This window comes from Denitrificimonas caeni (assembly GCF_027498055.1).
In the GTDB taxonomy this organism is placed as follows: Bacteria; Pseudomonadota; Gammaproteobacteria; order Pseudomonadales; family Pseudomonadaceae; genus Denitrificimonas.
This window is the reverse complement of record NZ_CP114976.1, coordinates 1595727-1608869: the sequence shown is the minus strand read 5'-3', so window position 1 is coordinate 1608869 and position 13143 is coordinate 1595727. Positions and strand designations below refer to the sequence as shown.

7 protein-coding genes are annotated in these 13143 nt (G+C 52.5%); 2 read left to right on the top strand and 5 right to left on the bottom strand.

Annotated features, from left to right (window positions below; translation table 11 throughout):
* Positions 1-80 precede the first annotated feature (80 nt).
* Positions 81-2078: a peptidase U32 family protein gene (locus tag O6P33_RS07675; protein ID WP_269817201.1), complete on the bottom strand. Its 1998-nt coding sequence runs from the start codon at positions 2076-2078 to the stop codon at positions 81-83.
* A 119-nt stretch (positions 2079-2197) separates the two neighbouring features.
* On the bottom strand, positions 2198-4486 hold the full coding sequence (pbpC, locus tag O6P33_RS07670) for a peptidoglycan glycosyltransferase PbpC (protein WP_269819491.1): 2289 nt from the start codon (positions 4484-4486) through the stop codon (positions 2198-2200).
* Positions 4487-4786: 300 nt separating this feature from the next.
* On the opposite strand from pbpC, the gene O6P33_RS07665 reads away from it, so the two are divergent.
* Complete coding sequence (locus tag O6P33_RS07665) at positions 4787-5626, top strand: mechanosensitive ion channel family protein (protein ID WP_269817200.1); 840 nt, start codon at positions 4787-4789, stop codon at positions 5624-5626.
* A 729-nt stretch (positions 5627-6355) separates the two neighbouring features.
* Positions 6356-9658 (top strand): ribonuclease E, encoded by a 3303-nt coding sequence (gene rne / locus O6P33_RS07660; RefSeq protein ID WP_269817199.1) that lies wholly within the window; start codon positions 6356-6358, stop codon positions 9656-9658.
* A gap of 140 nt (positions 9659-9798) precedes the next feature.
* Here the strand turns inward: rne and O6P33_RS07655 are convergent, their stop codons facing one another.
* From O6P33_RS07655 to O6P33_RS07645, 3 genes are read right to left on the bottom strand one after another with little or no spacing between them, the layout of a single operon-like run.
* The gene (locus O6P33_RS07655) at positions 9799-10692 is read right to left on the bottom strand and encodes a hypothetical protein (protein ID WP_269817198.1); all 894 of its coding nucleotides are present in this window, start codon (positions 10690-10692) and stop codon (positions 9799-9801) included.
* Between the two features lie 34 nt (positions 10693-10726).
* Entirely contained in the window at positions 10727-12244 is a 1518-nt protein-coding gene (locus tag O6P33_RS07650) for a molybdopterin-dependent oxidoreductase (protein ID WP_269817197.1), read from the bottom strand.
* 13 nt (positions 12245-12257) lie between these two features.
* A complete protein-coding gene (locus O6P33_RS07645) occupies positions 12258-12785 on the bottom strand; it encodes a hypothetical protein (protein WP_269817196.1) in 528 nt (175 codons plus the stop codon).
* Between the last annotated feature and the right edge of the window lie 358 nt (positions 12786-13143).

The following is a 13143-nucleotide window of genomic DNA, read 5'->3' as shown; positions in this document are numbered from 1 at the left end:
AATTTGTACGCTATTTGCAGCGCCTGTGCTGTGCGCAAAGCATATGCGCACAGCGTCAGTCTGCCAATCAATCTCTAACTCTAACGTTTGATGGTTTTCAGCAAGTCTTCAGGGCTGATATGACCCACAACATTGCTATTGGCTTGAGCGCTGCCCAGCTGCGGCATATTGAGAATATGGCCTTTCATCTTGCCGATAATGTGCATCTCGCAGGGCTTACAATCAAACTTCAGGGTCAGCACCTCATCGCCATGCACCAGCTGCATATCCTTAACTTTAGTGCGCACACCAGTTACCCCCTTAGCTTGCTTGGGGCATAAGTTAAACGAGAAGCGCAAGCAGTGTTTGGTGATCATCACTGGCACATCGCCCGCCTCCTCGTGGGCTTCATAAGCTGCATCAATCAGCTGTACACCGTAACGGTGATAAAACGCACGGGCTTTTTCATTGTAGACATTGGCCAAAAAGGTTAAATGCGACTCAGGGTAAACCGGCGGCGGATCACTCACAGGTTTACGAAAGCCCTTAGGGTGTGCGGCAATACGCGCAGCAGTTAACGCGGCAACGGCCTCACGGCGCAAAGTTTTTAACTGCGAGCCCGGCACAAACCACGCCTGCTCAGTCTCTAGTGCAATGTACTGCGAGTGATAAATAGTCGTTCCCAGCTTGCTCAGCGTGTCCTTAATCTGCAACTCGGCCTGCTCAGGGTTGCTGGCCAGACTAAACGGACCTGACTGCTGCACACTGACGCTAACCCCATCAGCACTATTCACCGTTAAAGTGAGCTGTTGCTCATCCAGTTGCACCTGCCAGTTCACTAGCACGCGACGCTCGGCAGACTTTTTCTGTAAGGCTTGCTGCCAGTTATGGTCCATATTGCGATTCAATGCATAGGGTGGACGTAACTGTTTAAGCTCAGCCGGCATGTCATTGGGCACCACGCGGTATTGACGCACGAGCTGACCATCTTGCTCATACTCGCAGAGTTGCTGCACAGTATTGGCGCGAAAACCGACAACCTCACGCTTATACAAAACGTTTAAACCATCACCATTGGCCAATGGCTCGGTGGTCTGCACGCTAATATCTTGCTTGCCAACCCCAATTATCTCACCCACTGGCAAACCAACAAACTTTGGCGAGTCAAAAGCACCGATATCAATTTTACGCTCACTGACGAAATAGTCAGTGCTGCCGCGGTGGAACGTTTTATCTGGGTCGGGCACAAAAAAGTGTTCGGTAAAGCCACTGGATGAGCGAGCCAACTCAGGGCGCTCCAGTAAAATCGCATCCAACTGCTGACGGTAATACGCAGTGATGTTTTTCACATAAGTCATATCCTTATAGCGCCCTTCAATCTTAAAGGAGCGCACCCCAGCCTCCACCAGATCAGCCAAATTGGCACTTTGATTATTATCCTTCATTGATAACAAGTGCTTGTCATAGGCAACAACACGGCCCTCATCGTCTTTTAGGGTGTAAGGCAAGCGGCAGGCTTGTGAGCAATCACCGCGGTTGGCACTGCGTCCGGTCTGCGCATGGGAAATATTGCACTGCCCGGAAAAGGCCACACACAGCGCACCGTGAATAAAAAACTCAATGGCTGAATCCACATTCTGGCTGATCTCACGGATTTCTTGCAGATTCAGCTCGCGAGCTAACACCAACTGGGAAAAGCCAGCCTGGGAGAGAAATTTAGCTTTCTCCAAGGTGCGAATATCGGTCTGGGTGCTGGCATGGATCTCCAGTGGCGGCAGATCCATTTCCATCACCCCTAAGTCCTGCACAATCACCGCGTCTACGCCAATCTCATACAGCTGCCACAACAGCTGCCGTGCCGGCTCCAGCTCATCATCATGCAAAATGGTATTGATGGTGACAAACACCTTGGCGTGAAACAGCTGGGCAAACTCCACCAGCCCAGCAATATCACTCAGGCTATTGCTGGCATTATGTCGCGCGCCAAAACTCGGGCCGCCAATATAAACGGCATCGGCGCCATGCAAAATTGCCTCTTTAGCAATGACGGCATCGCGGGCAGGACTGAGTAATTCAAGGTGGTGCTGAGGTAAGGACATAGTTTTAAGAGTTCAAAAATAAAAAGTTGGACACTGCTCAGCACCTTCGAATGTGTGCAGCCGTGCAGTTAATAAGAGGCGCGCAGTTTACCACAGGGCGAGAGTAGACTGGCAGCGCATCAATCCACCACAGAAAACTGCACCGTCCCTGTTTGTCCTGCAGCATCCAGCACACTGAGCTGATAAATGCCGGTTTGCGCAAACACCTGATCAAAACTCTCGCCGCTTGCGGTACTCAGTAAAGGGCTGCCATTGAGGTACCACCACTGTTTAGCACCACTCCCTTGAGCTGAGAACTTGAGACTCAGCGCATTGACTTGGCCTGCAGCCCGCTGCAAACGGTCACCTTGATTAACGCCAACTATTTGTATCGGCTCACCAGTCACCAGTAGTGCTGGTGGACAGCCGGGGTCAGGCGCAGCTAAACGTGAGCGGCGTTGTTCGGCCAGCGGCAACCAAGGCTCTAATGCCGCAGGCCACAAGGCAATACGCCGCGCCTGCGCGCCGGGGCAGTCTTTAGCAACCCGCAGCCCCTGCTGGTTGAGCCAAACTAACGGCTGCAAAGCACTGCTAAAAGTTGTGTCCATAGTTAAAGTCGGCGGCACAGTGCCATTGAGCGTCCAAGCAAAACGCAAGCGCCGACAATTATCATCCTCACGTGCTAACTCCTGCCCCAGCGGCCAACAAATGGCTGCCACACCCACCTCTTCAGGCTGCGGATTAAGCAGCTCTGGCTTACGGTTTTGCCGGTCACGATGGTTGAGTACATCATGCACTTGCAGCAACAATGGCGTTGCTGACGCCAAACCAAACTGACCAGGCACCGGAGTGCCATCGGGTCGACCAATCCAGACGCCAATTAAGTAGCGGGAGCTGACCCCCACAGCCCAAGCATCACGAAAGCCATAACTGGTACCGGTTTTCCAGGCCAGAGGGGCACGCTCCACCAGCTGCGCACGTGGATCAATGTCAGGCCGGCGTTGACCGGATAAAATCCGCCGAACAATCCACGCAGCACCGGGTGACATTAAAGGTTTTTCTTGCAAAACCTGTTGTGGTTGAAAACGTAACTGCGCCACCTTACCTTGCCGCGCAAAAGCACTAAAGCCACTAACAACATGCTCTAAACGCGTCCCCACCCCCCCTAAAATTAAAGCCAAGTTCGGCTCTGCATTTCTAGGTAGTAGTAACGGCACTCCTGCACTGCGCAGCTCAGCAGTAAAACGCTTCGGACCATAGACCTCCATTAACTGCACCACAGGCAAGTTTAATGAGCGCGCTAAAGCTTGGCTGGCTGAGACCGGCCCACTAAAACCTTGAGAAAAGTTACCTGGGCGGTAATCGCTGCTATGGCGCGGCACATCCTGCAGCAAGGACTCAGAATGAATCAAGCCCTCATCCAATGCCATGGCATATAAAAACGGCTTTAAGGTAGAACCTGGTGAGCGCACCGCCTGCACCATATCCACATGACCAAAACGCTGCGTATCTTCAAGATCCAGCGAGCCCAAATAAGCTTGTACTGCCATAGTGTCATGCTCAACCACTACAACTGCCGCAGAAGTACGCTCGGGTAAGCGTGCGCGCCAGCCCAGCAACATTTCCTCTAAACGGCGCTGTAAGCTAGCATCCACAGTAGTTTCAATCACAGCAGGGCTATTGGCTGTATTCAAACGCCGAGCCAATAGCGGCGCTAAGGACGGCTCTTCTCTGGGCGCTAACCACACTGACTCTTGCAGTGCATCGTCTATCTCTGCCTGCGGCCAAATTTGGAACTGTCCCAAACGCTGCAGTATTTTATCCCGTGCGGCCTGTGCGCGCTGCGGATGGCGATCAGGCCGCAAACGACTGGGAGCTTGCGGCAAGACGGCCAATAAAGCTGCCTCCGCACGGCCTAGACTTTTTGGCGACTTGCCCAAATAAGCCCAACTGGCCGCTGCGACACCTTCTAGAGTGCCACCAAAAGGTGCACGATTTAGGTACAGGGTGAGGATCTCATCCTTCGACAGATGCCATTCCAGTTGCGCCGTACGCCACACTTGACGAAGTTTGCCACGCAGGCTTCGCGGATGTGGATCAAGCAGGCGCGCCACCTGCATGGATAATGTACTGCCGCCAGAGACGATTTGGCCATCACGTAAGTTTTGCCAAGCAGCACGAGCAATAGCTAAAGGATTAATGCCAGGGTGCTGATAAAACCAGCGATCCTCATAACCCAGCAGTGCTTCAATATAGTACGGCGACACTTGATCAATGCGGATCGGATAACGCCAGACACCATTGCCATCGGCAAAACGCCACAATGGTGTGCCGTCTTGAGCTAAAACCACTCGAGCCATATCGTCTTTAGGCAAAGGTAAAGGGTCAAAGCGGTCAGCCAGCCACAGCACAGCACAAAGCAGCAACAGCCCCAAACCCAGCCGCCGCAATAAACGCCCATACCGTCTTTTTTTAGTGCAGCTCACCCTCTCTCCTAACACTGATTGCCAGACAAAACACTTGCTCAACAGCAGCCCAATGACGCAGACATGACCGTCGGCCAAGGTGTATCACACACCGGTTACTGCACCCAGAGGCCAACTAACGCACGCTCAGCATAAACTAGAAATCACCCCAAATACGTGCAAAGCTGATAAAAAACAAGCCTTTAATCCATAGTTCAGCTCTGTAGAATAGGGCCAATTCACAAAAAAAGTCTGAGGTTAACAATGAAAGACAGTCCAACTCTACTCTGGTTACAAGAAGTGCAAGCCAACTGGCTGCCGTTACTTATTGAAAATGGTCAGCATTTATTTTTTGCTCTGCTGACACTTGCTATTGGTTGGTGGCTTATCAACCGTATCGTTGCCGGAATAACTCGGTTTTTACACAAGCGTCACGTGGACGAGATGCTCACCGGCTTCTTAGATTCACTGATCAGTACTTTATTGCGTATCCTTTTACTCCTCAGCGCCGCAGGGATGCTGGGTATTCAAACCACCTCATTTATTGCAATTGTCGGTGCCGCAGGTCTTGCTGTTGGCCTTGCTTTGCAAGGCAGTCTTTCTAACTTTGCTGGCGGTGTGATCATTCTATTTTTACGCCCTTTCCGCGCCGGTGATTATATCGAAGCACAAGGCGTAGCAGGTACAGTTAAAAGCATTGAGATTTTCCACACTATCCTGCACACCCCCGACAATAAAGTCATTATTATGCCCAATGGCTCACTGTCCAACGGCAGCATCACCAATTACTCAACCCAGCCTACTCGCCGTGTTGATATTAACGTTGCCATTGGCCACAAAGATGATGTGAAAAAAGCGCGCGATGTATTGTTAGGCCTTGCTGCAGCCGATGAGCGCGTCTTTAAAGACCCTGCGGCAGTGGTTTACATGACTTCTATTGATGAGCGCTCTGTAAACATCTCCATGCGCATGTGGACCACAGGCGGTGACTTCTGGGGTGTTTTCTTCGAGATGCAAGAAAAAATGAAAGAAGCCTTTGAGCGTGAAGGGATTAGTTTCCCATACCCACAGCGCACTGTGCATATCAACCAAGAAATCAAATAAACGATAACGCAGCGCAGATTGCGGCTTAAATGGCCGTAATCAGCGCTCTATTTTCCTGCTCACTCCCGCCTACCAAGCTGCTATTAAACTCAACACGTAAGCAGCCTCTCTCAAGTGAATTACTGTAGCTAAAACACCGAGTTAGGCTAACAGCTTGCCCGTCTCTCTAGCGCAAAACCCCATATAGCGATTGAAGCAAGCGGCGCATACTGCTATATTCCAACCACTGCCAAAAGCAGTCAGATAAGACACAGCGCTAAAAGAATTTAAAACAAAACGTTATAGCCTTATTTGGTACGAGTATTTTTACAGGTCACAGACCACCTTGCTGAGCGGCATACGACTTAGCCAAAGCTGTACTGAAACATAATCCGCGAACGCACTACCGCGCTCGCATTTTTATAAACCCGCTCACGATCACACCGAGCGGCACCCGATTTATCAAGGGACATGTGTAGGGTGGAGATGCACAGTACGATTGACCTGCGTAGCCATGCGCTTTGATTCAGACGTTTCATCACGTCCGCGGCCAATCACTGATTCCTCCTCCTGATACAAGTGCGCTGCAACTAATTATTAGTGCAGGCTACTGGAGACGCAGTCGCGGCCATGGCTTATGACCATGCACGCTAGACACGGTTAATTTTTAACTGCGCGACCCCAACACCGACCCAATTTGTCGTGTGTGCCAATAATGTGATCCGTGAACACGGAATATATTGGTAAACCATGAAAAGAATGCTAATTAACGCAACTCAACCTGAAGAGTTGCGTGTTGCACTTGTCGATGGGCAAAAGCTCTTTGACCTTGATATTGAATCAGGGGCTCGCGAACAAAAGAAATCCAACATCTATAAAGGCCGTATAACCCGCGTAGAACCCAGCTTAGAAGCAGCATTTGTTGATTTTGGTTCTGAGCGTCACGGCTTCCTCCCCCTCAAAGAAATCTCCCGCGAATACTTCAAGAAAACTGGCGAAAATGGTGGCGGTCGCGTCAACATCAAAGACGTTCTGACTGAAGGCCAAGAAGTTATCGTCCAAGTCGAAAAAGAAGAGCGCGGCAATAAAGGCGCAGCACTCACCACTTTCATCAGCCTCGCCGGCCGCTACATGGTACTGATGCCTAACAACCCTCGGGCAGGTGGTATTTCCCGCCGCATTGAAGGTGAAGAGCGCAACGAATTACGCGAAGCACTCAACGCGCTCAACGCTCCAGCTGACATGGGCTTAATTGTGCGCACCGCTGGCTTAGGGCGTAGCAGTCAAGAATTACAGTGGGACTTGGACTACCTGGTTCAACTTTGGACTGCCATTAAAGACGCTGCTGAAACCCGCAGCGCTCCCTTCTTGATCTACCAAGAAAGTAACGTCATCATCCGCGCTATTCGTGACTATTTACGCCAAGATATCGGCGAAGTACTGATTGATAGCGTTGATGCACAAGAAGAAGCGTTAAGCTTTATTCGTCAGGTGATGCCGCAGTACGCCAACAAAATCAAGCTGTACCAAGACAGCGTACCCTTGTTTAACCGCTTCCAAATTGAAAGCCAGATCGAAACTGCTTTCCAACGCGAAGTGAAACTGCCTTCTGGCGGTGCATTAGTCATCGACCCAACCGAAGCCTTAGTATCCATTGATATTAACTCAGCACGGGCGACCAAAGGCAGCGACATCGAAGAAACTGCTCTGCAAACCAACCTGGAAGCGGCTGAGGAAATCGCCCGCCAACTGCGTTTGCGTGACATTGGTGGCTTGATCGTGATCGACTTCATCGACATGACGCCAGCGAAAAACCAACGTGCCGTTGAAGATCGCATGCGCGAATGCCTTGAAGCTGACCGTGCACGCGTACAAGTGGGTCGTATCTCACGTTTTGGCTTGCTAGAAATGTCGCGCCAGCGTCTGCGTCCATCATTAGGTGAAAGCAGCGGCGTCGTCTGCCCGCGCTGTAACGGTCAAGGCATTATCCGCGACGTTGAATCATTATCACTGGCCATTCTCCGCTTAATTGAAGAAGAAGCCCTGAAAGACCGCACCGCAGAAGTGCGTGCCCGTGTGCCTTTCCAAGTTGCCGCTTTCCTACTTAACGAAAAGCGTAATGCCATCACCAAAATCGAATTACGTACCCGCGTACGCATCTTTATTTTGCCAGATGACACTCTAGAAACACCGCATTTCGAAGTAATGCGCCTGCGTGATGACAGCCCAGAGGCAATGTCCGGCCAGTCCAGCTATGAAATGGCTCCGGAAGAAAGCGAAGAACTGCAGCCGGTCAGCGCGACCCGCTCATTAGTACGCGAAGAAGCTGCGGTAAAAACCAGCAGCGCCGAACGCCTTGCTCCACCTCCGCCAGCAGCCAGCAAAGCCGCAGCGCCAGTGGTGGCCAAGGCTCAACCCAGCTTATTTAAAGGCCTAGTGAAATCGTTGGTCGGTTTATTCGCCAGCGAAGATGCACCAGCCGCGCCTGAAGCTAAGCCGGAGCAACGTGAGCGCAGCAACACAAATCGTAATAACGAACGCCGCAATGAGCGCCAACAATCATCAAACCGCCGCCGGGAAAACACCCGCACGAACCGTGACGATGAACGTAAGCCACGGGACAACAACCGCGACAACAATACCCGTGACAACAACGCTGAACGCGACAATGCTAGTCAGCGTGAAAAACCACGTGATAACGCTGCACAAAACAATCGCGACACAAGCAACGATAACCGTCGTGAGCGTCCGCAGCGTGAAGAACGTCCTGCACGTAATGAACGTTCCGAGCGCAATGAGCGCCCGACTCGTGAACTGCGTCCAGCACGTGATACGCCAGAACCGCGTAATGCGCGTGGCAATCAAGCTCAAGATACAGCTAATGAAGAGAAGCCGCGTGCGCCTCGTCAACAGCGTGATAACAATCAGAGCGATGAGCGTCCGATACGCCAGGAGCGTCAAGAGCGTGCGCCACATCCACAGCCCACTGCTGATACAGAAGCAGAGCTACACGATGTGAACCTAACTGAGCAGAACGATGAACAAGATGACACCACTTCCACCGAAGAAGAACGTCCTCGTCGTCGCTCACGCGGTCAACGTCGTCGCAGCAACCGCCGCGAACGCCAACAAGTGGATACAGACTCGAGCAGCACTGAAGCAACTGAGACCACTGCGAAAGAGACTGCTGGTAAGCAACCCGCGGCAGAAGCTACAACAGCTGAGCGCAGCACTGAAAAAACCAGCGCAGCACCTGCTACTGACAATGCAGCCAGCAGCGCACAAGTCACAGAAGTGCAGCCAGCCATGGTTAAAGATGCCGCCGCCGGACGCAGCGCTGTTGAAGTTGTCGACCCTGCGCAAGCAGCACCGATTGCAATCCAACAACCTTTACTGCAAATTTCGGAGCCAACTCCAGCAACTGTAGCTGCTGAAAAACCTGCGCCACGCACGCAAAGCCAGGATGTTAAAGCAACTACGGAGAAACCTGCGCAGGCTAAAGCAGGGCCGGCATCTGCAGAGCCTGTTGCTGAAGCAGTAAAGCCAAGCGTTAAGCCTGAGCCTACACCTGCTAAAACGAGCGAAAAGGCAGAAGTACCAGCAAAACCTGCAGCGCAATCTCCAGCACCGACAGCAACTGCAAAACCAGAAGCGCCAGCAGCACCGGCAAAGAAAGCCGAACAACCTGCTCGCCCATCGGGTCGCGCTGCTAATGACCCGCGTGAGCGCCGTCGTCTAGCACGCGAAGCTGAAGCTAAAAAAGCAGCAGCTGAGCAGAAATCAGCAGCTGAAAGTAAGCCAGCTGACGCTAAGTCTGATGCTGTAACAACCAAAGAGCCTGTACCGCAAGCTCCAACAGCAAGTAATGCCGCGCCACAAAATGTTGCAGGCACAAGCCAAACAACAGCAGCGCAACCCGCTAAGAAAGATACGCCCCACTCCGCTAAAGATGCTGACACTGAGGCGCAAGCGACAGCAGCCAAACAGGAGCAATCATCCAAACATGATGCTGCTCCTGCTGCCGAGCAGGACGAGACCAAGCCAAACGCTTAATCTGTACCTGCGCTATAAAAAAGGATGCCCAATCGGCATCCTTTTTTTTGCTTACAATCCGTTTATCTCAGCAGCACATAAGGCTTACCAGACATTCACACCCTTGCTAGTTCAACACTAAAAACCACCTAATTTTCAAACTAGGTATCTTGTCTACTCTTTGCTTCGGTCAGCGGCTGCGGATTGCGGATACGATGGCGACGGGAATAGGCTCCATGCTCTGCTTTCTGCGCTTGCTTAAGCGCAGACTCGGCCACGGATACCGGAGAGACCAGACCGAGTTCCTGCAGCGCTGTTTCTGCCTGCGCTGCCCGTGCTTCGAAGGCGTGCAAAGCAGCCAAGGTTTGCTCATCGAGGCGCTCCTTAGACTCGAAGTACTTCAGTCGCGGGTAGCGCCCAGCCAGTGCAACTCCCCAGTTCAGCGCGGGGTTCCACCATGAGTTGATTTCGCGACCCTTACCGGCACGATGCTGCTCTAGCACGTCATCCAGCGCACCATTCAACAGCTTCAGATCGAAATCAGTGCCTGGCACAGAATCATCGGACGCAGTACCGTAGGCGTCAACGCCCGTTCGCGAAGGCCCGGTGCGCGTATCGCGATAGCGGGCAAGAGTCATCATATCGCTGGCCAACACCGGTTCATTGACCGGCAGACGGACAGCCTCGGGATCACCCATCAGTTGGCCCCAAGACATACGAATAAAAGTATGTTGGTCTTCCATGCCGGGATGGGTGCAGCGCAGTCCGATGGCATAGGCTTCTAGGGGTTCCTGTAGAAACTGAAAGCCAGTGTAACGGGCCCAGCGCACCACGAGAAACTCGTGCGCAGCAGCGCCGGGCAGATGGAAATTAACCTCTTGCAGGTAGTCCAGCACGATCTGTACCTGTTCATCCGACAGCTCAATGTCCTCGTGCAGCGGGTACATGCCTTCATAGGTGTTGCGCACCGGTCTGGGGCGTGCGGCAATGTAAGCATCGAGCTCGGCTTGAGTAGCTGGGCGTGTATTTTTCTGCATCATACTTTTTTTAAACATAATAACAGCGGCTTCCTTTTCTTCTCGCGGACGGTCAGATCAGCTGGTTGCGGTCGTAGAAGTCCGTGTCCTCGAAGTAGCCACCACGGCCCTCAAGGATAATATCGTAGCGGTTGACCACCTCAATCCGATCCAGCCACTTCAGGCTGCGAAACCCGGTCGAGCTTTCTAAACGCAAGCGCACTGGCCCGCCATTTTTAGCCGGAATCTCGCCTTCGTCGTTGAGCTCAAAGGCAATCAGCGTCTGCGGCATCCGCGCCTCAACCATGGGTGTCGACACGTAGTAAGTACCTCCTTCGTACAGGGCGTCATCACGGCCCATATTTTGGAAGCTGGTGTACACTACGTCAGTTGCGCCGGGCAAGGGTCCGGCGAGCTCCAAAAGGGCCGACACGGTAATCCCGCGCCAGCGCCCAATCGAGGTGAAGCCTTGCACGCAGTGGTGCAGCGTGGTCTGCGAATGACCTGAGGCAAGCTCGCGCAGTTCGGCAATGGTCAACGTCATCGGCCGCTCAACGTATCCGCCGATCTCCAGCACGTAGTCGTCCTCGTAGCAGTTGGCCATCAGCGCCAGATACTCCTCGGTTTCTGGTGGTCGTCCGCTGCCACGGAAGTTATGGGTGGTGTTAGCCAGACCCACGTCCTTACCGGTGATATTGGAGCGATCGTAGTGCATGCGCGCAGGCAGCTTGTACAGTAGATTCGACCAGGGCCGCACAATGATGTTATGCAATCTTTCAACCGCACGGCCATCCGCCAAGGTCCAGCGTGTGGCGACCACGTGCAGGACGACTACAAGAATGAGGCCGATGGTGAAAATGGATCCACCCAAAACAGGATTGTTAGAGTGCCCCAATACCATTTTTGAGGTCTCGTGCAGGTAGCCGTGAAGAAAGACCAGCGGCACGTGGATGACGAAGAATGCTACGTATCCAACTAGACAAAAAAAGTGTGTGCTACGGATCACTTGTCGACCACCCAGTGCACGGGTGATGCGGGAAAAATGGTTGGCAATGGCCGGCGACTGAAAGGCGCCAGTAAGGATGACCAAAGGCGTCAGTACCAATATCACAAAACCGTACGACAGTTGCTGCAGGGCATTAAACACCATGCCATCCACAGGCTGCGGCATGGTGAAAGCAAGGTAAGCCAGCATATCCTGCCAAGCCTGAGCAAAGGTATCCCAACTGGTGGGTACGTAACGCCGCCACTGACCAGTCGCCAGCAGTAACACAAAGTAGATTATCCAACAGGTGACAAAGCCCGTAACGGCCATAAAATGCCAGTAACGCCCGAGACCCAGCAGTCCACGTCCCGGCAGGGAAATGCGCGGAGAGTAATCACTGTACTCGCCACCCACCGTGTAGTACTTATGCTTCGCTTCCTCCTGAACGGTAAACTGAGCCCAGGATGTGCCGGGCACTGTGTGCTGCGAACGGTAAAGCTTAGGGTAAGTACCTAGAATTTCGAGGCCCGAGCGCACCAAGAACGTAATAAAGATGATGTTGAGGAAATGCTCCACACGGAGCCACCACGGAAAGCCGAGATCCATTGATAAACCCTTCTCAGTCCATAAAGTTTTGGTTGTCAGGAGCGGCGACGATCATCCCGTAGCGCAATGCACAAAAAAGAACGATGTAGGCCATGGAGGCCAGCAACGTCAGATTCCAAATTGCGGCGGATACGACACTGGCGCCATTCCAGACATAGGGCGCATTGCCCAGCAGGCCGCCCAGGTAGACCAGCAGAGATGACAGCGCGATGATCAATCCCCATGTCCAGATGCGGGCAGAGCTCAGCAAACCCACAGCGACGAACACCACAGCAGCTCCGCAGATACTCCACAGAACCGGGGTCGCAAAAGGAAAGGGCTCGTGGTTCGACAGCGCAACCGCCGCCGAAGCAGCGCCAATCACAGCAATCACTGCGCTAAGTAACAGCCGTGTGGTCTTTGGTAGGTTAAAACGAATATAGCGCAACAGCGGAGCGCGTTTTTTGCCCGGTTTGATGTGCTCGAGGACTGGCTGAGTCGCGTTCGGGGTGCCACGAAAGTCAACACCAGCCCGCAAAGCAGGAGAGTTTTCGTCTTCCATTGCTATGTACTGCCTCCATTGAAGGTCATTAATCGTCGATCGGCATTCAGCAAAGTTAGCAAGGCTACAGCATGCAGGCAGCTTCAACAAACCGCCCTGCAGCGCTCACCCTCTCCGCCAGTCCAAATGTTAGAAATTGACATGCCCAGGGTACGGTTTGGGCACGGAGGCTTTTTAGGCAGTTTTTAAGACAGGAATTGCAGGCATAAAAAAATCCCTAACTGATTCTCAGCAAAAGTACAGAATTACCAACTTGGGATTGTTGCAGATAAGGCAATGGGTTCTGCTGAGTGTTTGTACCCGATCGCTTGGCTGTGTACTTAACGGTAAGCGTAACAACAACCACACATGTTTAACC